This window comes from Buttiauxella sp. (genome assembly GCF_049686335.1).
Lineage (GTDB): Bacteria > Pseudomonadota > Gammaproteobacteria > Enterobacterales > Enterobacteriaceae > Buttiauxella.
On sequence record NZ_JBAVHX010000004.1, the window covers coordinates 475,662 to 500,322 of the forward strand.

The 24,661-nt window shown below is 47.7% G+C and carries 27 protein-coding genes and 1 tRNA gene; 16 read left to right on the forward strand and 12 right to left on the reverse strand.

The features are described from left to right. Positions 1-27: 27 nt before the first annotated feature. Together gapA and WBL83_RS02620 are read left to right on the forward strand one after the other, a co-directional pair. Positions 28-1,023 carry a glyceraldehyde-3-phosphate dehydrogenase gene (gapA, locus tag WBL83_RS02615; RefSeq protein ID WP_064547648.1) on the forward strand — a complete coding sequence of 332 codons (996 nt, stop codon included), beginning with the start codon at positions 28-30 and terminating at the stop codon, positions 1,021-1,023. Between the two features lie 76 nt (positions 1,024-1,099). Continuing rightward, complete coding sequence (locus WBL83_RS02620) at positions 1,100-1,987, forward strand: D-hexose-6-phosphate mutarotase (RefSeq protein WP_424587670.1); 888 nt, start codon at positions 1,100-1,102, stop codon at positions 1,985-1,987. Here the strand turns inward: WBL83_RS02620 and WBL83_RS02625 are convergent. Further along, positions 1,984-2,835: an aldo/keto reductase gene (locus WBL83_RS02625; protein ID WP_424587671.1), complete on the reverse strand. Its 852-nt coding sequence runs from the start codon at positions 2,833-2,835 to the stop codon at positions 1,984-1,986. The two genes, WBL83_RS02620 and WBL83_RS02625, sit on opposite strands and share 4 nt — an antisense overlap. 215 nt (positions 2,836-3,050) lie before the next feature. Then, entirely contained in the window at positions 3,051-3,800 is a 750-nt protein-coding gene (locus tag WBL83_RS02630) for a MipA/OmpV family protein (RefSeq protein ID WP_424587672.1), read from the reverse strand. Between the two features lie 483 nt (positions 3,801-4,283). Between WBL83_RS02630 and yeaG the strand changes: the two genes are divergently transcribed. Both yeaG and WBL83_RS02640 read left to right on the forward strand, forming a co-directional pair. After that, complete coding sequence (gene yeaG, locus WBL83_RS02635) at positions 4,284-6,218, forward strand: protein kinase YeaG (protein WP_424587673.1); 1,935 nt, start codon at positions 4,284-4,286, stop codon at positions 6,216-6,218. A 70-nt stretch (positions 6,219-6,288) separates the two neighbouring features. Beyond that, on the forward strand, positions 6,289-7,572 hold the full coding sequence (locus WBL83_RS02640) for a YeaH/YhbH family protein (RefSeq protein WP_424587674.1): 1,284 nt from the start codon (positions 6,289-6,291) through the stop codon (positions 7,570-7,572). Positions 7,573-7,645: 73 nt separating this feature from the next. Here WBL83_RS02640 and WBL83_RS02645 read toward each other — a convergent pair whose 3' ends face one another. Further along, positions 7,646-8,002: a D-Ala-D-Ala carboxypeptidase family metallohydrolase gene (locus tag WBL83_RS02645; RefSeq protein WP_424587675.1), complete on the reverse strand. Its 357-nt coding sequence runs from the start codon at positions 8,000-8,002 to the stop codon at positions 7,646-7,648. Positions 8,003-8,313: 311 nt separating this feature from the next. Between WBL83_RS02645 and WBL83_RS02650 the strand changes: the two genes are divergently transcribed. Further along, positions 8,314-8,760: a DUF441 domain-containing protein gene (locus WBL83_RS02650; protein WP_424588021.1), complete on the forward strand. Its 447-nt coding sequence runs from the start codon at positions 8,314-8,316 to the stop codon at positions 8,758-8,760. A gap of 5 nt (positions 8,761-8,765) precedes the next feature. Here the strand turns inward: WBL83_RS02650 and WBL83_RS02655 are convergent, their stop codons facing one another. After that, positions 8,766-9,554, reverse strand: coding sequence for an AraC family transcriptional regulator (locus WBL83_RS02655; protein WP_424588022.1), 789 nt, complete (start codon positions 9,552-9,554; stop codon positions 8,766-8,768). A gap of 97 nt (positions 9,555-9,651) precedes the next feature. Here WBL83_RS02655 and WBL83_RS02660 point away from each other — a divergent pair, with 97 nt between their 5' ends. Further along, the gene (locus WBL83_RS02660) at positions 9,652-10,857 is read left to right on the forward strand and encodes a CynX/NimT family MFS transporter (RefSeq protein WP_424587676.1); all 1,206 of its coding nucleotides are present in this window, start codon (positions 9,652-9,654) and stop codon (positions 10,855-10,857) included. On the opposite strand, the gene WBL83_RS02665 is transcribed toward WBL83_RS02660, so the two are convergent. Continuing rightward, positions 10,858-11,565, reverse strand: a complete 708-nt coding sequence (locus tag WBL83_RS02665) for a CTP synthase C-terminal region-related (seleno)protein (RefSeq protein ID WP_424587677.1) — start codon at positions 11,563-11,565, stop codon at positions 10,858-10,860. 155 nt (positions 11,566-11,720) lie between these two features. Between WBL83_RS02665 and WBL83_RS02670 the strand changes: the two genes are divergently transcribed. Beyond that, entirely contained in the window at positions 11,721-12,224 is a 504-nt protein-coding gene (locus tag WBL83_RS02670; protein ID WP_424587678.1) for a DUF523 domain-containing protein, read from the forward strand. Between the two features lie 51 nt (positions 12,225-12,275). Here the strand turns inward: WBL83_RS02670 and WBL83_RS02675 are convergent, their stop codons facing one another. From WBL83_RS02675 to cspE, 3 genes are all read right to left on the reverse strand, one after another. After that, positions 12,276-12,581, reverse strand: a complete 306-nt coding sequence (locus WBL83_RS02675) for a hypothetical protein (protein WP_424587679.1) — start codon at positions 12,579-12,581, stop codon at positions 12,276-12,278. Between the two features lie 157 nt (positions 12,582-12,738). Next, a complete protein-coding gene (locus tag WBL83_RS02680; protein WP_012907256.1) occupies positions 12,739-12,897 on the reverse strand; it encodes a YqaE/Pmp3 family membrane protein in 159 nt (52 codons plus the stop codon). Between the two features lie 279 nt (positions 12,898-13,176). Beyond that, the gene (gene cspE, locus WBL83_RS02685; RefSeq protein WP_183271852.1) at positions 13,177-13,386 is read right to left on the reverse strand and encodes a transcription antiterminator/RNA stability regulator CspE; all 210 of its coding nucleotides are present in this window, start codon (positions 13,384-13,386) and stop codon (positions 13,177-13,179) included. 367 nt (positions 13,387-13,753) lie between these two features. Here cspE and WBL83_RS02690 point away from each other — a divergent pair, with 367 nt between their 5' ends. Both WBL83_RS02690 and WBL83_RS02695 read left to right on the forward strand, forming a co-directional pair. Then, the gene (locus WBL83_RS02690; RefSeq protein WP_424587680.1) at positions 13,754-15,196 is read left to right on the forward strand and encodes a transporter substrate-binding domain-containing protein; all 1,443 of its coding nucleotides are present in this window, start codon (positions 13,754-13,756) and stop codon (positions 15,194-15,196) included. A gap of 104 nt (positions 15,197-15,300) precedes the next feature. Further along, positions 15,301-15,543 carry a DinI-like family protein gene (locus WBL83_RS02695; RefSeq protein WP_424587681.1) on the forward strand — a complete coding sequence of 81 codons (243 nt, stop codon included), beginning with the start codon at positions 15,301-15,303 and terminating at the stop codon, positions 15,541-15,543. A 291-nt stretch (positions 15,544-15,834) separates the two neighbouring features. On the opposite strand, the gene WBL83_RS02700 is transcribed toward WBL83_RS02695, so the two are convergent. Continuing rightward, positions 15,835-15,910, reverse strand: a tRNA-Thr gene (locus WBL83_RS02700). Between the two features lie 236 nt (positions 15,911-16,146). On the opposite strand from WBL83_RS02700, the gene WBL83_RS02705 reads away from it, so the two are divergent. Beyond that, the gene (locus tag WBL83_RS02705; RefSeq protein WP_424587682.1) at positions 16,147-16,515 is read left to right on the forward strand and encodes a hypothetical protein; all 369 of its coding nucleotides are present in this window, start codon (positions 16,147-16,149) and stop codon (positions 16,513-16,515) included. 259 nt (positions 16,516-16,774) lie between these two features. Next, positions 16,775-17,479, forward strand: a complete 705-nt coding sequence (locus WBL83_RS02710; protein WP_424587683.1) for an oligogalacturonate-specific porin KdgM family protein — start codon at positions 16,775-16,777, stop codon at positions 17,477-17,479. A gap of 131 nt (positions 17,480-17,610) precedes the next feature. Here the strand turns inward: WBL83_RS02710 and WBL83_RS02715 are convergent, their stop codons facing one another. Together WBL83_RS02715 and WBL83_RS02720 are read right to left on the reverse strand one after the other, a co-directional pair. Next, positions 17,611-17,787 carry a hypothetical protein gene (locus tag WBL83_RS02715; RefSeq protein ID WP_424587684.1) on the reverse strand — a complete coding sequence of 59 codons (177 nt, stop codon included), beginning with the start codon at positions 17,785-17,787 and terminating at the stop codon, positions 17,611-17,613. Between the two features lie 185 nt (positions 17,788-17,972). Further along, positions 17,973-18,215, reverse strand: coding sequence for a hypothetical protein (locus WBL83_RS02720; RefSeq protein ID WP_424587685.1), 243 nt, complete (start codon positions 18,213-18,215; stop codon positions 17,973-17,975). A gap of 440 nt (positions 18,216-18,655) precedes the next feature. Here WBL83_RS02720 and WBL83_RS02725 point away from each other — a divergent pair, with 440 nt between their 5' ends. Together WBL83_RS02725 and WBL83_RS02730 are read left to right on the forward strand one after the other, a co-directional pair. Continuing rightward, a complete protein-coding gene (locus tag WBL83_RS02725) occupies positions 18,656-19,993 on the forward strand; it encodes a carbohydrate porin (RefSeq protein ID WP_424587686.1) in 1,338 nt (445 codons plus the stop codon). A gap of 249 nt (positions 19,994-20,242) precedes the next feature. Further along, a complete protein-coding gene (locus WBL83_RS02730; protein ID WP_424587687.1) occupies positions 20,243-20,749 on the forward strand; it encodes a serine acetyltransferase in 507 nt (168 codons plus the stop codon). 182 nt (positions 20,750-20,931) lie between these two features. Here WBL83_RS02730 and icd read toward each other — a convergent pair whose 3' ends face one another. After that, a complete protein-coding gene (gene icd, locus WBL83_RS02735; protein ID WP_424587688.1) occupies positions 20,932-22,182 on the reverse strand; it encodes an NADP-dependent isocitrate dehydrogenase in 1,251 nt (416 codons plus the stop codon). A 133-nt stretch (positions 22,183-22,315) separates the two neighbouring features. Here icd and rluE point away from each other — a divergent pair, with 133 nt between their 5' ends. The 3 genes from rluE (at position 22,316) to mnmA (ending at position 24,632) form a co-directional block, all read left to right on the forward strand. Continuing rightward, a complete protein-coding gene (gene rluE / locus WBL83_RS02740; RefSeq protein WP_424587689.1) occupies positions 22,316-22,948 on the forward strand; it encodes a 23S rRNA pseudouridine(2457) synthase RluE in 633 nt (210 codons plus the stop codon). Positions 22,949-23,006: 58 nt separating this feature from the next. Next, positions 23,007-23,456: an NUDIX hydrolase gene (locus WBL83_RS02745; RefSeq protein WP_424587690.1), complete on the forward strand. Its 450-nt coding sequence runs from the start codon at positions 23,007-23,009 to the stop codon at positions 23,454-23,456. A gap of 66 nt (positions 23,457-23,522) precedes the next feature. Continuing rightward, positions 23,523-24,632, forward strand: a complete 1,110-nt coding sequence (gene mnmA, locus WBL83_RS02750; protein WP_424587691.1) for a tRNA 2-thiouridine(34) synthase MnmA — start codon at positions 23,523-23,525, stop codon at positions 24,630-24,632. Positions 24,633-24,661: the final 29 nt, after the last annotated feature.

Here is a 24,661-nt window from a genome sequence, read left to right on the forward strand (position 1 = left end):
TTCACTAACAAATAGCTGGTGGAATATATGACTATCAAAGTAGGTATCAACGGTTTTGGCCGTATCGGCCGTATTGTTTTCCGTGCTGCTCAGGAACGTTCTGACATCGAGATCGTTGCAATCAACGACCTGTTAGACGCTGAATACATGGCTTACATGCTGAAATACGACTCAACTCACGGTCGTTTCAACGGCACTGTAGAAGTCAAAGACGGCCACCTGGTTGTTAACGGCAAAACTATCCGTGTTACCGCAGAACGTGACCCGGCTAACCTGAAATGGAACGAAGTTAACGTTGACGTAGTTGCTGAAGCAACTGGTCTGTTCCTGACAGACGAAACCGCTCGTAAGCACATCACCGCTGGCGCGAAAAAGGTTGTTCTGACTGGTCCTTCTAAAGACAGCACTCCTATGTTCGTTCGTGGTGCTAACTTCGAAAAATATGCTGGCCAGGATATCGTTTCTAACGCATCTTGCACCACTAACTGCCTGGCTCCACTGGCTAAAGTTATCAACGACAACTTCGGTATCGTTGAAGGCCTGATGACCACTGTTCACGCAACTACCGCTACTCAGAAAACTGTTGATGGCCCGTCTCACAAAGACTGGCGCGGCGGCCGCGGCGCAGCTCAGAACATCATCCCTTCTTCTACCGGTGCTGCTAAAGCTGTAGGCGTTGTACTGCCAGAGCTGAACGGTAAAATCACTGGTATGGCGTTCCGCGTTCCAACTCCAAACGTGTCTGTTGTTGACCTGACCGTTCGTCTGGAAAAAGCGGCGACCTACGAAGAAATCAAGAAAGCAATGAAAGCGGCTTCTGAAGGCGCAATGAAAGGCGTTCTGGGTTACACCGAAGACGACGTTGTTTCTACTGACTTCAACGGCGAAATCTGTACTTCTGTGTTCGATGCTAAAGCTGGTATCGCACTGAACGACAAATTTGTGAAACTGGTTTCCTGGTACGACAACGAAACTGGCTACTCTCACAAAGTACTGGATCTGATTGCTCACATCTCCAAATAAGTTGAGATGAGCTATTAATCCTGAAGGGCGACTGTGGTCGCCCTTTTTTTTCGCCTTTGATCGATAGGTTGAACAAATGATTAATAAAATTTTTGCCCTTCCGGTTATTGAACAAATCACCCCTTCCCTGTCACGCCGTCAGATTGACGAGCTGGAAGTTATCGTGGTTGACCATCCACAAGCTCGCGGCTCTGTGACTTTGCAAGGTGCGCACCTTCTGTCGTGGAAGCCTGCTGGTGAAGAAGAAGTGCTGTGGTTGAGCGACAACACGCCGTTCCAGAACGGTAAAGCTATCCGCGGTGGCGTGCCAATCTGCTGGCCATGGTTTGGCCCTGGTGCGCAAGCAGATCTGCCAGCACACGGTTTTGCCCGTAACCTGCCATGGACACTGAGCGCGCACAATGAAGATGAAAGCGGCGTCTCTTTGACCTTCGAGCTACAGAGCAGCGATGCGACACGTCAGTTCTGGCCACATGAATTTACCCTGTATGCACGTTACAAGCTGGGTAAAACCTGTGAGATGGAGCTAGAAGCGCACGGCGAATTTGATGTTAACTCTGCGCTGCATACTTATTTCAACGTGGGCGATATTGCCGATGTGAAAGTCAGCGGGCTGGGCAACAAGTATATCGATAAAGTGCTGAATGCCTCTGAAGGCCAGTTGACCGACGGCGTGCAGACCTTCCCGGATCGCACTGACCGCGTTTATCTGCAGCCAGAAGAGTGCAGCGTTATCCATGACGCGAGCCTGAATCGCACTATCGACGTTATCCATCACCATCACATCAACGTGGTTGGCTGGAACCCAGGCCCGGCGTTATCTGCTTCTATGGCAGATATGCCGGACGATGGTTACAAGACTTTCGTGTGTGTTGAAACTGCCTGCGCCAGCGCAACGCAGAAAGCAACCGCTGACAAGCCTGCGCGTTTAGCAGCGACCCTGCGTGTTGCGAAAAAAGCTTAAACCATATCTAAAGGCGTTTTACGGCCCGGTGCCGGGAACGCCTTTTCCATTATGTCGACTTCATCCTGACTCAACTCAATATCCAGCGCTGCCGCATTCTCTGCTACATGCGCCACACTGCCCGCTTTTGGAATCGCAATCACCCCTTCATGATGAATGACCCACGCCAGCAGCAGTTGCGCGACGGTCACCCCTTTTTGCTGCGCAAGCGTGTTTAGCGCCGGATGGTTCATCAATCCACTGCGCAAGCGACCCGCCTGGGCTAACGGGCAATAGGCCATTACCGGTATATTTTGCTGCTGACACCAGGGAAGCAGGTCATATTCAATACCTCGCGAGGCAAGATGATAGAGCACCTGATTGGTCGCACATTCCTGCCCACCCGCAATGCCTGATAACTCCTGCATATCCGCGTAGTCGAGGTTCGACACACCCCAACGGCGAATCTTGCCCTGTTGTACTAGTTTCTGCATGACGCTGACGGTATCTTCCAGCGCAATGTCACCGCGCCAGTGTAGCAAGTAGAGATCGAGATGGTCCGTTTTCAGCCGTTTCAGGCTCTCCTCACAGGCCAGGATTGCGCTCTGTCCTGCGGCATTCCACGGATAAACTTTGGAGACGAGGAAAACTTCATCACGCCTGCCGTTAATCGCCTCGCCCACCACTTTTTCCGCGCCGCCATTGGCATACATTTCGGCGGTGTCGATAAGGGTCAGACCGAGATCGAGGCCCGCGCGCAGGGCATTCACTTCATCTTGACGCCGCGAGGCATTTTCACCCATGTACCAGGTCCCTTGCCCAATCGCAGGCAACGGTTTTGAATCATAAAAGACAATTTGTTTAGCCATCACATCTTCCTTAAAGGGGTCTGGGATATGTGTCATCTGACACTATCTTTATAAAACACCTTTTTTGGTGCAAATGCACCGCAGAAGCGCACTAATTTGGCGCATAAGCGGTGTCAGAACAGAATAGTGATTTGATTGTTTTTATGAAAAGCATGACCAGGAAAAGAAAACAAAACGGGGCAAAGATGCCCCGTTGAAGTGCAATGGCTGCACCATCAGAAGCTGTAGGTGATCCCTGTCATCAACACACCCGTCCATTCTTTATCGATCATCGGACTATCGGTGACTTCATTAGACAGGTGCACATAGCGACCCATACCGAAGACATTCCAGCTATCTGTTAGCTTGTAGTTAACAGACAACTCAACATACGGGGCCCAGCCGTTGTCAGGATCATAAGAGTCTAAACCACTGCGCTGCGACTCGCTCTTACTGACGCCATAGTAATATTGGTTTTGGTTATCGCTGCTCCACGTGATCCCGATACCCGGGGTCAGTGTCAAACGATCGCTGTTGTAGCGATACAACCATGCGGTATCCCAGGTCACGCCGTTGCTATTGCCCAGCGTGTCACCCGCGAGCACGGTGCGTAAGAAACCATATTGGGTGTTATGCACGTAGGAAAGCCCCGCCATCAGTGTCGCTTTGCGGTTTTCTAACTGGCGCATGCTCTTAGAGTCACTGTCTTTCGCGCGGAAAAATATTGGCGAGAAATAGGTAATAATGGAAAGCTTATCTGCCTGGTCATTCCACAGGTAGTAACCTGCGGTTAACCCACGCAGGTAGAAACTCTCCCCTTCGTAACCCACCATCGGGATGGGGTACAAACGGTCTTGTTCACCTTTGTACATGTTAGGTGTCACCAAAGCTGCCGCCCCTAATGACCACGGGCCTTCCGCTGCCTGTGCTGCAGAGAAAGTTGAAGCAACAAGTACCCCCAATGCAATAATTTTGAATTTGCTCACAATCCATGAAGTCCTTTAATCAAATAATTAGCCACAAGAGTGTAACCCCCTTGCTTTCTCACCCCAAATTTTTTACCAATTTGAAACACCAGAGCAACTGATCAACTTCTCGCAAACAGGTTTCATCTTCTTTTCAGTTTTATGAATCACATGTGATACCAACCACTTCCCTTTACAACAAAAGGAGATTTATTTGGATGAGTTATTGATATGTCATTGAAATTGGCTTGTGGCCGTATGCAAGTTTTGCAAATGCCATCTACGCTTTATTTTAGGAAGATGAAATACGCTGAACGCGGCAATGAAAATGCCACGATACCCTTTAACATTTGAGTCGCCGTAACCGCGCTTAGACTTGAATGATGACGGGTAAGAGAAGTTGGCATAAGGGTTGCTCGAGATTCAGGAGACGTCTTCCGGGAGCCTCCATTACTCATACGAACGGCTCTCTAACCTGTGCTAAATACGAAAGGACGGCATGCCATGAATATATTCGATCACTATCGCCAGCGTTATGAAGCTGCCAAGGACGAAGAGTTCACACTGCAGGAGTTTCTTGCAATCTGTAAGCAAGATCGCAGTGCCTATGCCAATGCGGCAGAACGGCTATTGATGGCCATTGGTGAGCCAGTGATGGTGGATACTGCCACAGAGCCACGGCTGTCCCGTCTCTTTTCGAATCGGGTAATTTCCCGTTACCCGGCTTTTGAAGAGTTCTATGGCATGGAAGAAGCCATCGAACAAATTGTTGCCTATCTAAAACACGCCGCCCAGGGCCTGGAAGAGAAGAAACAGATCCTCTATTTACTGGGGCCAGTAGGTGGCGGTAAATCATCACTCGCTGAACGCCTGAAAGCGTTAATGCAGCGTGTGCCAATTTATACGCTCAGTGCTAATGGTGAACGCAGCCCGGTGAATGACCACCCGCTGTGCCTGTTCAATCCACAAGAAGATGCCTCTATTCTTGAAAAGGAGTACGGCGTCCCAACCCGCTATTTGGGTACGATTATGTCGCCGTGGGCGGCAAAACGTCTGCATGAGTTTGGCGGCGATATCACCAAATTCCGTGTGGTAAAAGTCTGGCCGTCGATTCTCGCGCAGATTGCGATTGCCAAAACTGAACCGGGTGATGAGAACAATCAGGATATCTCAGCGCTGGTCGGTAAAGTGGATATCCGTAAACTGGAAAACCACGCGCAAAACGATCCTGATGCTTACGGCTACTCCGGTGCGCTGTGCCGGGCAAACCAGGGCATCATGGAATTCGTCGAAATGTTTAAAGCGCCAATTAAAGTCCTCCACCCGTTGCTGACCGCAACTCAGGAGGGGAACTATAACGGTACCGAAGGCATTTCCGCCCTGCCGTTTAACGGCATTATTCTCGCGCACTCAAACGAATCTGAGTGGGTGACGTTCCGTAACAACAAAAACAACGAGGCGTTCCTTGACCGTGTTTACATTGTCAAAGTGCCTTATTGCCTGCGGATTTCCGAAGAGATCAAAATCTACGAAAAACTGCTGACGCACAGTGAATTGTTACATGCACCATGCGCCCCAGGCACACTGGAAACGCTGTCGCGCTTCTCGATCCTGTCACGTTTGAAAGAGCCGGAAAACTCCAGCATTTACTCTAAGATGCGGGTGTACGATGGTGAAAGTTTGAAAGACACCGATCCAAAAGCGAAATCCTACCAGGAGTATCGCGATTACGCCGGTGTGGACGAAGGCATGAACGGGCTCTCGACTCGCTTTGCGTTCAAAATCCTCTCCCGCGTGTTCAACTTTGACCACGTAGAAGTGGCTGCAAACCCGGTGCACCTGTTTTATGTGCTGGAACAACAAATCGAACGTGAACAGTTCCCGCAAGATTTGGCAGAGAAATATCTCGAACACCTGAAAGGCTACTTGATCCCGAAATACGCTGAATTTATCGGTAAAGAGATTCAGACGGCGTACCTCGAATCTTACTCAGAGTACGGACAAAACATTTTCGACCGTTATGTTACCTACGCTGACTTCTGGATTCAGGATCAGGAATATCGCGACCCGGATACTGGCCAGCTGTTTGACCGTGAATCCCTGAATGCGGAACTGGAAAAAATTGAGAAGCCGGCAGGCATCAGCAACCCGAAAGATTTCCGTAATGAAATCGTTAACTTCGTGCTGCGTGCTCGCGCCAACAATAATGGTCGTAACCCTAACTGGACGAGCTACGAAAAGCTGCGCACGGTCATTGAGAAGAAAATGTTCTCCAACACCGAAGAGCTGCTGCCTGTTATTTCGTTCAATGCCAAAACTTCTACAGACGAGCAGAAAAAACACGATGACTTTGTCGATCGAATGATGGAGAAAGGCTACACCCGCAAACAAGTTCGCCTGCTGTGCGAATGGTATCTGCGAGTACGTAAATCTTCATAACGGCTGAGTCAAAGATGGGGCCACGCATTGTGGCCCCCCTGCGCAGTTGGCAAAGAAGTTTGGGGGAAATATGGCCTATTTTATTGACAGGCGACTGAACGGCAAAAATAAAAGTGCGGTGAATCGCCAGCGCTTTTTGCGCCGTTATAAGGCACAGATTAAACAGTCGATTTCCGAGGCCATCAACAAGCGTTCGGTTACCGACGTGGATAGTGGAGAATCGGTCTCGATACCAAGTGAAGATATTAGCGAACCGATGTTTCATCAGGGTCGTGGGGGGTTGCGCCATCGTGTTCACCCGGGTAACGATCACTTCGTGCAGAATGACCGCATTGAACGTCCGCAAGGCAGTGGCGGAGGCGGTGGTGCAGGCCAGGGACAGGCAAGTCAGGATGGCGAAGGCCAGGATGAATTCGTCTTTCAAATTTCAAAAGACGAATATCTCGATTTGTTGTTTGAAGACCTGGCTTTGCCGAATCTGAAGAAGAATCAGCATCGCCAGATTACCGAGTTTAAATCTCACCGGGCGGGTTACACCTCGAATGGCGTTCCCGCCAATATAAGCGTTGTTCGTTCGCTGCAAAATTCACTGGCCCGCCGCACCGCGATGACCGCGGGTAAACGTCGCCAGTTACATGAGCTGGAAGACAGTCTTGAAACGGTAAGCAACAGCGAGCCTGCGCAGTTGCTTGAAGAAGAACGCTTGCGCAAAGAGATTGCTGAACTGCGCGAGAAAATTGCCCGTGTACCGTTTATCGACACCTTCGATTTGCGCTACAAAAATTATGAAAAACGCCCTGAGCCTTCAAGCCAGGCGGTGATGTTCTGCTTAATGGACGTCTCCGGCTCAATGGACCAGGCCACTAAAGACATGGCGAAACGTTTTTATATTCTGCTCTATTTGTTCCTGAGCCGGACGTATAAAAACGTGGAAGTGGTCTATATCCGCCACCACACCCAAGCCAAAGAAGTGGATGAGCATGAGTTTTTCTACTCACAGGAAACGGGCGGCACAATTGTTTCAAGCGCCCTGAAACTGATGGATGAAGTGGTGAAAGAGCGTTACGACCCGGCATTGTGGAATATCTATGCCGCGCAAGCTTCAGATGGTGATAACTGGGCAGATGATTCACCGTTGTGTCATGAGTTGCTGGCGAAAAAATTACTGCCAATGGTGCGTTACTACAGTTATATCGAAATTACGCGTCGCGCCCACCAGACTCTGTGGCGTGAATATGAAGATTTACAGTCAACGTTTGACAACTTTGCCATGCAGCACATTCGCGACCAGGATGATATCTATCCGGTGTTCCGCGAACTATTCCAGAAGCAGGCGAGCAACCCTTACAATTAACTAATAAAATCAGCCAGTTATTTTTATACTGGCTGATTTATTTCCCTTCCCAAACTTAACTACTTCGCTTAATTTACTCTCGCCAACGAGCTGCCGATATACGCATATCAATATGCGTCCAGGCATCGCCACGCCCTATTCCATATTGTTGCGGATAGGTCGCCTCCAGATAATTAGCGACGCTATCGGGGGGGATATTTTCCACCGTAATATCCGCCGCCGTGCCTAATAGATGCTGGCTTGCGTATTCACCACCGCAAGCTTTGTTGTAGTGCGTACAAATACATCCCCGTTGTATTACAACAGGTTGCTGAAAATGCTCAAAAACAGCTTCCAGAAGAGCCACTAATTCGATGCTGACATCAGCAAAACCACAGCCACACGGGCAGGAAAAATCATGTCGGGAAAAGTGTGGAGATATCGCTTTCACATTAAATTTTCGCTACTGGTAAAAAGCGCGCAGTGATTCGTAAATATGCGCATTCAGAATGGGATTAATAAAAACTCTATTTAACGGGCGCTAGAATATGGGCGAATACCCACAGGATTCAAATAGTTTTTATTGATCAATAACAGCGTTATTGATCGTCAAAATCGATACAAGTTTCTCATCATCACTATGCAACTGCACAAAATGCAGGCTATCTGTTTAAAAAGCCTTAAGAAATAACTCGGCTGGACGTAAAGTAAGAATTAACAATAAAAATGCCTCACCTTTAATTTTCGCAAGGAGCAACGATGATCTTCGATTCAACACTTTTAATTCTGCTGGCACTTGCCGGGTTAGGGTTTGTCAGCCATAACACGACCGTTGCGGTCTCGATTCTGGTGCTTATCATTGTCCGGGTGACACCATTGAGTCAGTTTTTCCCGTGGATTGAAAAACAAGGGCTGACGGTAGGGATTATCATTCTGACAATTGGTGTTATGGCACCGATTGCCAGCGGGACATTACCTGCCAGTACTCTGTTGCACTCGTTTACGAACTGGAAATCGCTAGTGGCGATTGTGGTCGGCGTATTCGTTTCATGGCTCGGTGGACGCGGCGTCACGCTGATGAGTAGCCAGCCGAGTTTAGTGGCAGGCTTGTTGGTCGGAACGGTTTTGGGTGTGGCGTTATTCCGTGGGGTGCCGGTCGGGCCATTGATTGCCGCAGGACTTGTCTCGCTTGTTATCGGGAAGCAGTGAGTCTGCTAATGTGGTTCCAGCGAGGCCAGGTAGCGGCCAGGTGTGTTACCCAGCGCCTTTTTAAACATCGTAATAAAGGCATTGGTTGAATCGTATCCGAGTTCACTGGCCACCTTTTGCACCGATGCGCCGCCAATCAGCAACTGAAGCGCCACGATCAGCTGTAGTTGTTGCCGCCAGCGCCGGAAGCTGAGCCCTGTTTCTTTCACCACCAGGCGTGCAAGATTCCGCTCACTCATCGCCAACTGAGACGCCCACTGTTCGAGCGTCTGACGTTGCTGTGCATTCGAGACCAGACGTTCGGCAATAAAGCGGATTTTTGGGTGCTGCGACATGGGCAAGTGCAGTTGTTCTACCGCCTGGCGTGGCAGTTCATCGAACAAAACCCTGATCAGTCTTTGCGTCTCAGGTTGCGATAAACCCGGCTCATCTTGTTGGGTCAAATGCAGGATCAATTCCCGCACCAAGGGGGTTATGCGCAAGGTGCAACATTGTGCAGGCATCTCAACCACGCCCGGTTCAATAAACAGAAAGCAAAGCTGGGCATTGGCGGTCGCGCGGTTACTGTGTGGCATTTCACCGGGGATCCAGACCGCATGCTGCGTCGGCACCATCCACATCGCCTGCTCAACTTCACAGGTGATCCCGCCATGTAATGCCAGAATCAATTGCCCTTTGCGATGCTGATGGAAGGGAATTTCGTTCTCACTTTCTGACACAAGGATCCTGAACGCCTGAGCAGGCTGGCGGTTGCTGTCAGGGTCGAATCCTTCGAGGGCTAAACCACGTTCCATCATCTTGTCCGGTTTTAGGGATAAGCTGGCATTTTACGTTGATTCCTTCCATTCCCAAAACATGTATCTTGAGCACATCGTTTTATGGGGTATCTGTATGTCATCAATTTCGACTTCAAATGTGAAAAAACACGGTTTGCTACTGCTCGGCATCTTAATGATTGCCACCACGCTGCGCGTGACGTTTACCGGCGCGGCACCTTTACTGGAGATGATCCGCGAATCGTTCAGCCTGACAACGGCGCAAACGGGCGTGCTTACCACGCTGCCACTTTTGGCTTTTGCGATAGTGTCTCCGCTGGCGGCTGGCATTGCTCGTCGATTCGGTATCGAACGCAGTTTGTTTGCCGCTCTGCTGATTATCTGTGCGGGCATTGTTCTGCGATCCATGGGAAATACGGCACTGCTGTATATCGGCACCGCCATTATTGGCTGCGGGATTGCGATGGGGAACGTGCTGTTACCAGGCCTGATTAAACGTGATTTTCCGGGCCAGGTTGCTCGATTAACCGGCGCGTATTCATTGACGATGGGCGTTGCGGCAGCAATCGGCTCAATGATGGTGGTTCCCATTGCCCAACAGGGTTACGGTTGGCCCGGAGCATTGATGGCGCTGATGATTTTCCCTGTCGTGGCATTGCTGGTCTGGTTGCCGCAGTTGTCCAATCACAGCGTATCGACCTTAAGCAACAGTAATGCCCTACACAGCCGCGGCATCTGGACATCGGCTCTGGCATGGCAAGTTACTCTGTTTTTGGGGATTAACTCGCTTATTTACTATGTGGTAATTGGCTGGCTGCCTTCGATTCTGATAAGCCACGGTTATAGTGAAGCCGAAGCCGGTTCATTGCACGGCCTGATGCAATTAGCCACTGCCGCCCCCGGCTTATTTATCGGGATGTTGTTAAGTCGTATGAAAGACCATCGCGGTATCGCCATTGTCATGGCTTTGCTGTGCGCAGTAAGCGCGATTGGATTACTGATGATACCGGGCCTCGCCAGTGTGTGGGTGGTGATATTTGGCTTTGGCTCTGGCGCAACGATGATCCTCGGCCTGACATTCATCGGCCTGCGTGCAAACAGTGCGCACCAGGCCGCCGCGTTGTCCGGGATGGCGCAATGTATGGGATATTTGTTAGCCGCTTTTGGCCCGCCGATGATGGGCAAAGTACACGATATCTCGGGTCAGTGGAGTCTGCCATTATTAGGATGCGCGATACTGGCGTGCATGATGGCGGTATTCGGTGGTTTTGCCGGGCGTGATGCAGAGATCAGCCCAGCGCGTGCAAACCACTCTTCCTGATTAACGCAGCGCCGCTTTAAGCAACGCTTCAACAAGTGGCGCCGGCTCATCCTTCAATGCGTTACGTTCATGCTGGAAAAGTGTTCCGACAAAAAAAGGATGGCCGCGAAGTTCGACCGCACGGATTTCACCCTGCTTGTCCCAGCCGGTGGGCTGCAATTGCGAAGATTCCAGGTGGTCGGCAAAAAAGTCGGCTATCCCATAATTGCAGTGGTAGCCCTCTTCAATCTGTGTCCGACCATAAGCCTGCGCAATCAATGACTCAGGCTTAAGTTCGATAGCGTCGGATTTCTCCACCAGCGAACAACTCAATGGCCCAATAACCCGTCGTCCCTCACGGTTGGTTTCAGCATGAGTAGCGTCATCCCAGGCCAGCACATTGCGCGCATATTCAATAATGGCGTGCTGGAAACCCCCGCAGGTACCCAGAAACGGAATTTGATTTTCGCGAGCATAACGGATAGCCAGAAAAGCACCGTCTTCATTTTGATAAGGACTTGCCGGAACGCACCAGATAGCGTCATACCCCACCAGGTCTTCAGGGCTAGTGACTTCCGGAGTGGGCAACCAATCGTAGTCAACGGTGATGCCAACATATTCAGCTGCATTATCTAAAGCCAGAGGGATCGCCTGATGCGCTGTCACCGCTGAGTTGTAGTCACCCACCAGAGCAACGCGAAGAGTTTCTTTTAAGGGTAAGGGAGGCATTTGTTTGATTATCCTTATGTTTAATGGCATTAACTACATAAGGAATGATAGGTTATGCCACTGCAGTCTGCCTTGCAACGCCCAAAATTAGCAGGGTGGCGTGCACCACGTACAGTGTAGTAACGTAGATCCCCCACCTCCCTTTGTATCGTGTAATGAAAACAAAAATACTGGTCAGCGCCTGCTTGATGGGCTTTAAAGTTCGTTATAACGGACAGGATAAGCCGCTACTTGCCGGGGTGTTAGAGCGCTGGCAGCAGGAACAGCGCCTGATTACCCATTGCCCTGAACTGGCCGCAGGTCTCGCGACTCCGCGTCTGCCTGCCGAACTGGTCGGTGGTGGGGGTACTGCGGCGCTTAGGGGAGATGCAAAAATTCAGGAGAGTGATGGTTCTGACGTGAGCCAAACTTATCTGCTGGCCGCATGGCTGGCATTAAAAACGGCTCAGGATGCAGGATGCCGCCTGGCATTAATGACCGATGGCAGCCCAACTTGCGGCAGCACGAAGATATATGACGGCACTTTCCAGGGCATCACGCAGCCTGGAGTGGGTGTTGCTGCGGCATTACTGCGACAAAATGGTATCGAGGTTTACGCGGAAAGTGAGCTCCCCGCTTTAATTGCCCGTGTTGAGGCTTTAGACAAAGCGCTGACATAAAAAATATGATGGCAAGCGGAGATCATTTTCAAGCAACCGCCGATAAATCACTTAGTGAACAGCGTGCTCTTGTTCAATCTCTGGCAATAGCGTCTTATCGAGTGGCATCAGATATTCAGCACGAACAAAGGTATAACCTTCGCGGCCATCGAAAGCCACGACATCGCCTGTCACTAACCACAACGACTGATTTGCATCATGTGGAAGTTGCGTCACCACACCGGTAACCGGGTTAACAAAACTTGCGCCTGGTTCGCACAGGCCAAAAAGCTCAACTGATTTACCGATATTCACCCGCCCGGCAACAGTACGGGAACCAATAATCATTGCCAGCATTCCCGGTTTTAACTGATACATAAAATGACTCTGTAGCTCATTAAATAATTGGCTATATCAGAACATTCTTAGATGCAAAAGTAAACAGGGGCAATTTAATGCCCCCTGCACTTCCTTGCGAGCGACCCTTTCAGCCCCTCGCTAAGTCTGTATTAAACCCATGAATCGGTTTTATTGATTAATTGCGGGTTTGCACCCAGAACGCGTGGATCAATCCAGGAATATAACCCAACAGTGTCAGTACGATATTCAGAATGAATGCCCAACCGAATCCCTTACCTAGCAAAACACCCAGTGGGGGTAAAATAATCGTAAAAACAACACGCCAAAAGCCCATAAAAAAACTCCAGTTATTAATGTGATATACGTCTAAAAAAGTATATTCCACTACAAGCATAGTCTACTGGGCGTAAACCAACTGAAGGTACATCGTTAATTAATGTAAAGAATAAGAGATAACCTTATTAATATCATGGCATTAGAAAGGTCTGGAGGCGGGGGGTTGATGAATTTTAGATAACAAAAAACCCGCACATGGCGGGTTTATTCACTTTGACTTCCGGCTCGGGTTGTTCACCGTCTTCGCATGCGTCAGTCGCAGTTTGCGTCAGCAGTCTTACAGAGCAACAACGTTAGTTGCTGATGGACCTTTAGCGCCGTTCTCGATAGAGAACTCAACTTTCTGACCTTCGTCCAGAGTTTTGAAATCATTGCTCTGAATGGCAGAGAAGTGAACGAACACATCTTTGCTACCATTGTCAGGAGTGATGAAGCCGAAACCTTTTTCTGGGTTGAACCATTTTACTAAACCAGTCATTTTAGACATAGATACTTCCTCGATATTTTATAGCCATTTAATATGGCGAACGTGGTCTGTATTGCAGAACGTTTCTTATTTAGGCACTTAGGAGGAGACTCACGAAGAAGGGTATCTGATGACTTGATAGCGCTTGAACTGAGGACTGCTTTACTAAAACTGCTTTCATAAGGTCTGTCTTCCAAACCGATGACGCATTAACGCATGCCAGCTCGATGGAAGCAAGAATTATTTTCAATTAATAATTTTCTCATTAAGAGAACTCATCATCCCTCCCCGCTTTCGCCCCCGCCAGGCCGGTGCGATATGTAACCAACACAGCATCACGCGAGCTATAATTAAATGGTACCCAGCAGAATTGTTAGATGGTGTGAACATGACGCGCTTGTTGTTGGTACTACTCTTGCTCTCTTCCATTTTGCCGATGACGCACGCAGCCACCGATGAGCAACCATTGAAATTTGAAACCAAAATCAATGCTGTCTTTGGTGATTATGATGTGATGAAGGAACGACGCATCATTCGGGTATTGATTCCCTACAGTAAAACTTTTTACTTTATTGATAACAGCGGGACTCAACGGGGCATCATGTTGGAGCTGATGCAAGAGTTTGATAAGCAAATCAATAAAGGCTTAAAGCCCTCACAAAAAACTCACCTACTGTTTATACCCACCGCTCGCGACCAACTTATTCCGCAACTTATTGCCGGACGTGGCGATGTTATCGCCGCTGATTTGACGATGACGTCGGAACGCGAAAAGCTGGTGGATTTCAGTGAGCCATTGGCAAAAAATGTTCATGAAGTGGTCGTCGCCAGTAACAAAGCGCCCGAACTCAAAGATGTCGACTCCCTGGCCGGGCAGTCACTCTTTGTCAATCCTTCCACCAGTTACCTCTCAAGCATTGAGAAGTTGAATAAAAGCCTGGTAGAGAAGAAGATGCCCCCCGCCGTAGTGATTAATGCCCCTGGTAATTTTGAACCTGAAGACATACTGGAAATGGTGAATGCCAATCTTGCCGATTACACGGTGGTTGACCGTTACCTTGCCTTATTATGGAAGCAGATTTATCCAAACCTGGTGATGTATGAAAACATTACCCTGCGTGATGACGGGTCTATCGCACTGGCGATGCGGAAGAACTCTCCCCTTCTGAAAGCCCAATTAGATACATTTACTTCCACGCATAAAATTGGCACTTCATTCGGCAATCAGCAGGTTTATAAGTATTTACGCAGTACTAAATGGGTAAAAGATGCAGGTTCGGAAGAGGAATTAGATAAGTTTTATCAGGTTACAGAAATTTTCCGCAAATACGGTGAGCAATACAATGTTGACTGGCTGATGATGGCGGCGCAAGGCTACCAGGAGTCGCGCCTTGACCAGACAGTACGCAGCAAAAGTGGTGCGATTGGCGTCATGCAAGTTCTGCCTACTACCGGTAAAGAGCTGAACGTCGGCGATATCCGGCTAATCGATCCCAACATTAATGCGGGAGTGAAATATATCCGTTTCATGCGCGACCGTTATTTTGCTGACGAGAAAATGACAGATCTGAACAAATTGCTCTTCACCTTCGCCTCGTATAATGCCGGCCCGGCCAAAATAGCCCGATTGCGCAAAGAGGCGGTGACTAAAGGCTTTGATCCGAATGTCTGGTTTAACAATGTTGAACGTATTGCACAACTGCGTATCGGCAATGAAACGGTGCAATATGTGAGCAACATTTTTAAATATTACGTGGCTTACCAACTGATAATGGAACAGACCAAAGCGCGTAATGCAGATTCCCCACTTAACGTCAGTAAATCGGAATAAACTGCGCAATTGTCTTAATGGTTTTTCTTTTTCAGCAACTCCGCTTGCCTTGAATGTTGAGATTCATTACTGTATATAAACACAGTTTTAATAGGGAAGTATCAATGTTCGTTGAACTGGTTTACGACAAACGAAACGTAGCGGGTCTTCCCGGTGCAAATGAAAAGATTCTTGCAGAACTCACTCGACGCGTGCACGGCATTTTCCCTGATGCAGATGTCAGGGTGAAACCGATGCAGGCTAATGCAGTGAACAGCGACTGCACCAAGAATGAAAAAGAGAAAATTAACCGTCTGGTTGAAGAGATGTTCGATGAAGCTGACTTCTGGTTGGTTTGCGAAGAATAGATGACAAACGGCAGGTTGCTGTAAAACACGCATATCTTCGGCATTTCTCCTGATATGATCTTCGCAGCATTACATCAGGTGTCTTTTTAACAGGTCGAGAAGTCATGAGAAAAACAACGGTAATCTTGATTGTGGTGGCAATTGTGGTTTGGTTTGCCAGCCATCAGGGATGGATCTAACTCCCTGACATGGAGGAAGTGCGTTCTGCTTTTAGCCTTCCTCTCCTCCACTTCACAAATGCTTTTGTACAGACGAAAAAAAACCACCTAAAAGGTGGTTTCTTTTTAAAAATGGTGCCGACTACCGGAATCGAACTGGTGACCTACTGATTACAAGTCAGTTGCTCTACCTACTGAGCTAAGTCGGCGTGGAGAACACTCTACACAAAGCAGATCCTCTATGCAATTCCCCGCGCATCGTTCGCTTAAAATTTCAACTTATTGATATTAAATCATCCATTCACTGGTTAAAAAATACCGTTTCGCTCAAAATTTAACATGCAATAATTATCATCCTGCCTCTAAATCACAAAATGACCAAGGGTTAAGTACAGCAGTTATACGTGTTACCCTCGCGTCCCATTCATAAAAAATGAGACGGTTTATGAAACTCATTCTCCTGATTAGCCTTATGGGCTTCGTTCAATCCTCCGCTTTTGCCGCCACGGCGACCCAGCTTTCATGCCCACAGCGTGAGAATGTCGTCATATCACGCTTTAGCCATAACCTTTCGACAATGAAGTGGGACGATCACTTTATGGTTGCGGCAGGCGTGAAGAAGACCAAAACGGTCAATGGCGTCCCTTTCCGCGTTATCAGCTACCAAAATGGCGATGACCTGGTGTTCTTCCCTGAAAAGCAGCAGTACTTCTTGTTTTACTCGGGCAATCCCAATCCAGATCGATGCATTATTCAAAGCACCAGCACTTATCAGATAACCCAATTGCCACGGTATGAAAAACCGGAAGCCTAAACTGCTAAACGCAAGCGGGAATAGCCCCTTCCCGCTTAAACAATAGCGTGTCTACTCATTCAATTTATAAACCCTCTCATTTTTCACGCCTTCACCATTGCCACATAAAAAAAACAACAATTGTTTTATCCAATAACGAACAAAATAAATGAAACACCATTTCATTTATTTGATCGTGTTATCTCTTTCTGAAATAAAAATTCATTAGCATCGTCACCAGTCCGATGATTGATTTTTTAATTCACACAGGGAAAGACAAATGAAGTGTTTGTTTAAAATTAGTGCTCTTGCAACATTGTTGGTTTCAGTTTCATCAGGTGCCGTGACACTTGACTATCGTCATGAATTTAAGCCTGAAAGTGGAACCAATGCGGATAGAATTAAAATTGGTCATACCACCGAAGATGGATATTTTGCCAGCGTCGAAGGTAAGATATCTGAAAAAACAGAAGTTGATAATGAAGGCTACAAAAACGGTATTGAGAAATACAGTGGCAACGGAAGTGAATTTGAGTTTGGTAAGAATTTCATTATCAATGACTCGCTGACACTGGCACCCGCGATCAACCTTGATGTAGGTGATTCCTATATTGGTTACCGTGCGCAGGTTAAAGCCATCTACAATATTAACGATAGCTGGATGACATCCCTGCGCTGGCGTCCGGGTATTGAAGTCAGCGAAAATTCCAATGTTAAAGATAAAAACTATAACCAGTTTAACTGGGAGCTTGGCTATACCTATCAACAATTCTCAATCGTCGGTGATTTTGAATATCGTTTCACCAACTACGAAGATTACGAAGGCGAGCATAATTATTGGCTGTATAACGTTGTGGCCAGCTATAGCATTGATAAACACTGGAAGCCATATACTGAAATCGGTTATGTACCGCGTTATAATGAAGACCATGAGAAAGACGAAATGGAAGTTCGTTATCGTTTAGGTATTAAATATACATTCTAATGCAGATTATAAAACGGGAGCATCAGGCTCCCGTTCTAACATCAGCTATTTATTTTTGGCAAAAAATAACCCGACTATTGAGCCGGGTATTCTCTTCGCTAACCAGGCGTCACGCCTATAGCTTCACACTATTAGTGTTTGATATCACGCTTTTCCTGGCGACAATCAGCGTTACCCACCAGACCATCGCGACACTCTTGCTTCGCATCACGTCCGTCCTGGCGATCTTGCGACTGTTCAGTTGCCAGTGCTGGTACGGCGGCCATCAGGGTGGAAGCAGCAAGCAACATTAATGCTAATTTTTTCATGATAAATTCCTAAATGTGGTAAGCCCTAAAGTGGGTTATCGCACCAGTGTGGCGGGCACGAATAATACACTTCAGTTGTTTAGCTCGTCGTGCACGAAGAAATACAATTTTAAATTTTCCTTTGTGCACTTCTCTGAACCATAAACTGCCAGTTAGCAGCCAAACACGCCCATTCACGCAGCATCTCAGTACTTGATATCGCGAGCTTTTTCCCGCCCCTCTTGCTTATGTTGACGATGCTCCTGTCGACAATCGGCATTCCCGACCAGGCCTTCACGGCACTCTTGCTTGATATTACGCGACGCCTCTCGAGTACCCTGTCTCACATCTCGGGCATCCTGGCGTTGTCTTGACTGCTCGGTTGCCTGTGCGGGGATTGCGGTTATCAGAGTACAAGCGGCCAGCAGTATTAATGCAAATTTGTTCATGTTATGTCCCCAAAAAAGGCGAGTCGCGCCAGGATGGCGTTTATAAATTATAGTCTCCAGCTGTACTACTGTCCGAAGCTGAGCATCTTTATTCATCAGGCTATTGATAATCTGATGAATAAAAATGACAGCTAAACCCCCTGCAATTCGGGGTGAGGACTTCATTCATCGCGGTAGAGCTTATTCAATTTTACTTATTACCGAGATGAAAATCACATCCCCATAAATTATATATGGTTTATTTTTAAATAAAAAACCAACCTCCATCCAGTAGCTAATTCAACATACCAGACAATATAATGCCAATCCTACAAGGTATTGTTTTACTTGAACAACAAACACTCCATCGAATTTTATTTCGATGCGTTTATTACTTTTGCTATTAGCTTAAATCCAATAAATAAATTCTCGCTATTATTTTAAATTCAGGAAGAAATATAATGAAGACAAAGTTATTACCCCTTGCAGTTTCCGTCACGCTTGCTCTGCTCCCTACAACCGTCTTTGCAACTGATACGACAGAGTCTGCATCTAAAACCATCGTTGGCGCCGATACTTTAGCCGGGATTGATTTTTACGGATATTTCCGCGCTGGTGTTGCGGGTGGTGAAGATGGTTCAATGAAAGAAGCAGTAGGTGGCAGTTTCCAGAAAAATAAACTCGGTCGCCTGGGTAATGAATTTGACACCTATGCTGAAGTTGGCTTTGGGAAAGAGCTATATAACACTGGCAATCAGTCTGTTTATATCCAGACCATGATTAACATGTACGATGGTGATTCCAACAGCAACAATGGTGATAATCCATTCGGCTGGGAAAACCTGAATATGCAGTTCAGAAACTTCCTGGGATTAGAAGAGACAGCGTGGGTCGGTATTCGTCAATATAATAAATACAGTATAGACGCAAATGATTATGACTACTGGAACCATACTAACGTTGGTGGCGGTATTGAAAAAATGGCTCTGGGGCAAGGAAAATTATCTGTCGCCGTGCTTCACCGTGATATTGAAGAAGATAAATCAATCGGGGCTGACGGTGAACTCGATAGTGTCGATGTTGATGATTTGGTGGATTCCAACCAACTGGAATTAATGTATGACAGTCAACCGCTATGGAGCGGTGCCACCCTCGCAGTGGGTTATAAATACCTTGGTGCTGATGCCAGTGAAGAGCAAATTCAGCATAACAATCACGATTATTCAGATGGTCAAACGGTTATGGCTATCGTGAAGCAACAGGTCTTCGATACAGGCACCAACAATACCGTTGTTCAATACTACGCAGATGGGTCAGCCTTACAAGGGGTGACCTTCGGGGCTGCCGATACGCTGAACGGTACCGTGAAAAGCGGTAACGGTTGGGCGGTGCGCAACTATGGTGTCATTCCTTTAGCCAAAGACTGGGATCTGAGCCACGCCATTAACTATGCAGCAGCCGACGATATTGAACTGTGGGATGGCAAAAAAGGCGAAGGCACAACGGTCTCTGCCAGCGCCAAAGTGACCTATCACTGGTCGGACTATACCCGTACCTATGTTGAACTCGGTTACTTCGATGATGAGAAAACTGTTGATGGAGCAAACTACGACCGTAGCGGTGCGAAGTATACCCTCGCACAAGCCTTATCTTACGGACGTGATAAACCAGAATTGCGTCTGTATGCCAGTTACTTTGATAGCAATACGGATAACTGGGATAACACCGGCAGCTCATTTGAAAACGGTCATTCCAACGATACCTGGGCAATTGGTTTGCAAGCTAACGTTTTCTGGTAATGACACCATTATTTAATACGTTTGAATTGGCATAACAAAACGGGAGCATCTCGCTCCCGCTTCCTTCTTTTTTTAGAGGGAGAGTTAACATTGCTATAAATTGAACCATTCATCATAATGATGAATAACACCAAAAACATCGCAAATTATATAGTTAGTAATATCAATGAAACAGACACTCAATTAAAATAAATGATAAGATTAACTCTTAAGCAACATCTGCACGATTGTTTACAACAAGAAGTGATAATGAGCAACAAACCCTTTTCATGGTCTCGTGCTATCCATAAGGCTATTAAGTGCCCGGAGAGAAGATTTAATTTTTGGTGGAGAATAGCCTCCTATCTTTATAAGAGCGAGATAACGACTGGCAAATATATTGCACGAAGAATTAACAGAAACCTGATCCAAAAATACAATACTGAAATACAGCTTCGCGCAACAATTGGGCCGGGACTCATTGTCACCCACTTTTTATCGGTAGTCATTAATGGGTGCGTAAGCATTGGTTCCAATTTTAAAATCCGCCAAAATTGTACTATTGGTATTGGTGGAAGTATTAACCGAGATAAAATATCCCCATCTATTATAATTGGTGATTCCGTAGAGATTGGCGCTAACTCTTGTGTTATTGGTGACAGTTTAAAGATTGGAAATAATGTTTCAATCGGTGCAATGTCTTTTATTAATAAAGACATCCCCGATAATACGGTTGCTTACACAGAAAAAAGTCTCGTGTTGAAATGTAAATCATAATCACAGCTCATAACCTGCTGTATTTACATTCACAATTCCTGCCCTATTTATCCGCTACGTTCATTAACACATTTAAAGTGCTGATTGATTTTGGCTCTCAGCACCTTGAGACTTTAGAGGATGCAATAACCAAAAAAAACGGGAGCACCAGGCTCCCGCTTCGAAATCAGCAAAATCGCTAATTACATATGTTCGATCATCGCGTCGCCAAACTCTGAACATTTCAGCAGTTTAGCGCCTTCCATCAGGCGTTCGAAATCGTAAGTTACGGTTTTAGCGTTAATCGCGCCTTCCATACCTTTAACAATTAAGTCAGCCGCTTCGAACCATTCCATATGACGCAGCATCATTTCTGCGGACAGAATAATAGAACCTGGGTTCACTTTATCCTGGCCAGCATATTTTGGTGCAGTGCCGTGGGTCGCTTCGAACAGTGCGCATTCGTCACCGATGTTCGCACCTGGTGCGATACCGATACCGCCAACCTGAGCTGCCAGGGCGTCGGAAATGTAGTCGCCGTTCAGGTTCATACACGCGATAACATCATATTCAGCAGGACGCAGCAGGATCTGTTGCAGGAACGCATCAGCGATCACGTCTTTAACGATGATTTCTTTGCCGGTATTAGGGTTTTTCAGTTTAACCCATGGGCCGCCATCGATAAGCTCACCACCGAACTCTTCACGCGCTAACTGGTAGCCCCAGTCTTTGAAAGCACCTTCGGTGAATTTCATGATGTTGCCTTTGTGAACCAGCGTTACGGAATCACGGTCGTTGGTGATTGCGTATTCGATAGCTGCACGAACCAGGCGTTTAGTGCCTTCTTCAGAGCACGGCTTGATGCCGATACCGCAATGTTCTGGGAAACGAATTTTCGTTACGCCCATTTCATCGCGCAGGAATTTGATGACTTTTTCAGCTTCAGCGCTGTCAGCCTTCCACTCGATACCCGCATAAATATCTTCTGAGTTTTCACGGAAGATAACCATGTTGGTTAATTCTGGGTGTTTAACCGGGCTTGGTGTGCCCTGGTAGTAACGCACCGGACGCAGACACACGTACAGGTCAAGTTGCTGACGCAGAGCAACGTTCAGGGAACGAATACCGCCGCCAACTGGAGTAGTCAGTGGCCCTTTAATCGCCACGCGGTAATCACGAATCAGGTCCAGAGTTTCTTCTGGCAGCCAGACATCATGGCCATAAAGTTGGGTAGATTTTTCGCCGGTATAGATTTCCATCCAGGAAATTTTCCGCTCGCCTTTGTAGGCCTTCTGCACGGCGGCATCAACCACTTTAATCATAGCGGGCGTCACGTCCACACCGATACCATCACCTTCAATGAAAGGAATGATTGGGTTGTGAGGAACATTCAGTTTGCCATCTTGCAGGGTGATCTTCTTACCTTCCGCCGGAACAACTACTTTGCTTTCCATTAACCTCTCCTTCGAGCGCTTCTTTTTGTTAATGATTTGTAATGTGCGTGTCAATACTACTTGAATATCAGGCCCGCGCCAATCACTGGTGATTTCCGTTATAATGCGTTAATCCCTAACGTCTGAAAACACTATGAACAAAACTTCTTTTAGAAATCACTCAGTTGAACGATTCAGCACCCGGCGCCCTGCCAAAAAAAAGCACGTTGATGGACCGAAGCGGCTGGTTATCTTCAATAAACCCTACGATGTGCTACCGCAATTCACAGATGAAGCAGGTCGCAGCACGCTGAAAGATTACATCCCGTTACAAGGAATTTACGCGGCCGGTCGTCTTGACCGCGATAGCGAAGGCTTGCTGGTGTTAACAAACGACGGTGCATTACAGGCAACGCTGACGCAACCCGGCAAACGCACCGGCAAAACCTATTTCGTGCAGGTGGAAGGTGCGGTAACGGAGGAAGCGCTGGAATCGCTGCGAAATGGCGTCACGCTGAACGACGGCCCTACCCTGCCCGCTGGCGCTGAGTTAGTTGAAGAGCCGCAATGGTTATGGGAGCGCAACCCGCCTATTCGTGAGCGCAAAGCTATCCCTACCAGCTGGCTGAAAATGACTTTATATGAAGGGCGCAACCGACAAGTGCGGCGGATGACGGCGCATGTCGGTTTCCCTACGCTGCGCCTGATACGTTTTGCTATGGGCAATCTCGAGCTCGCGGGTTTAGCCCCGGGTGAATGGCGGGAAATTCCGCTGGATTCGCTATAGTTGAGAAGGTCATGCTAACAATGATCATGCTAATGAATTTAAAACAGGGAGTTTAAAGATGTTTAAACCGCACGTTACCGTCGCTTGCGTCGTTCAGGCGCAGGGGAAATTTCTGGTTGTAGAAGAAACTATCAATGGCAAAGCGTTATGGAATCAGCCTGCCGGCCATCTCGAAGCTGACGAAACGCTGATCGAAGCCGCTAAACGCGAGTTATATGAAGAAACCGGGATTCGCGCCGAGCCACAGACCTTTATCCGCATGCATCAGTGGATTGCACCGGACAAAACGCCATTTTTGCGTTTCTTGTTTTCCATCGATCTTGAAGAACAACTCCCGACTACGCCACATGATAGCGACATCGATCGTTGCTTATGGCTGGATCCGCAACAAATTGTTAACGCAGGGAATTTGCGTTCGCCGTTAGTGGCCGAAAGTATCCGTTGCTATCAACGCGCTGAACGTTATCCGCTCAGCATGCTAGGTGCATTCAACTGGCCGTTTAGTTAGGGGTGCCAGGCCCGGTGATGCGTGATAGAATACGCCGCCTTTAAGTTCAATGTCGTGAGTTACTCCATGTCTGATAACAGCCAGAAAAAAGTGATCGTCGGGATGTCCGGCGGTGTCGATTCCTCCGTTTCCGCCTACTTGTTGCAACAACAAGGTTACAAGGTGGAAGGCTTGTTCATGAAGAACTGGGAAGAGGATGATGGCGAGGAGTACTGCACCGCAGCCGCTGATTTAGCGGATGCGCAGGCCGTTTGCGATAAACTCGGCATTGAGCTGCACACCGTAAACTTTGCCGCAGAATACTGGGATAACGTGTTTGAACACTTCCTGGAAGAGTACAAAGCCGGGCGCACACCCAACCCGGATATTCTGTGCAATAAAGAGATCAAATTTAAAGCCTTCCTCGAATTTGCCGCCGAAGATTTAGGTGCCGATTACATCGCCACCGGCCACTACGTGCGTCGCGATGATGTGGACGGTAAAAGTCGCCTGCTGCGCGGATTAGACAGCAACAAAGATCAAAGCTACTTCCTTTATACGCTTGGACACGAGCAAATCGCACAAAGCCTGTTCCCGGTCGGCGAACTGGAAAAGCCAGAAGTGCGCCGTATTGCGGAAGAGTTAGATTTGATCACCGCAAAGAAAAAAGACTCTACCGGTATCTGTTTTATCGGCGAGCGTAAATTCCGCGAATTTCTTGGCCGCTATCTGCCAGCACAGCCGGGCAAAATCGTCACTGTTGATGGCGAAAACATCGGCGAGCATCAGGGTCTGATGTACCACACGCTGGGTCAGCGTAAAGGTCTGGGCATCGGCGGTACCAAAGAAGGTAGCGAAGATCCATGGTATGTGGTCGATAAAGACGTTGAGAATAATATTCTGGTGGTAGCACAAGGTCATGAACATCCACGTTTGATGTCAGTTGGCCTGATTGCACAACAGCTGCATTGGGTTGACCGCGAAGCGCTGACCGCGCCGCTGGCTTGCACCGTGAAAACCCGCTATCGCCAGACCGATCTTGCTTGCGTGATCACCCCGCTGGATGCCGATCGTATTGAAGTGCGTTTTGAAGAACCTGTTGCCGCCGTCACGCCTGGTCAGTCTGCCGTGTTTTATCTCGGCGAAGTGTGCCTCGGTGGTGGTGTTATCGAGCAGCGTCTGCCGCTCGTTGTTTAATCGCAAACAAGATTACAAACAAGGACGAA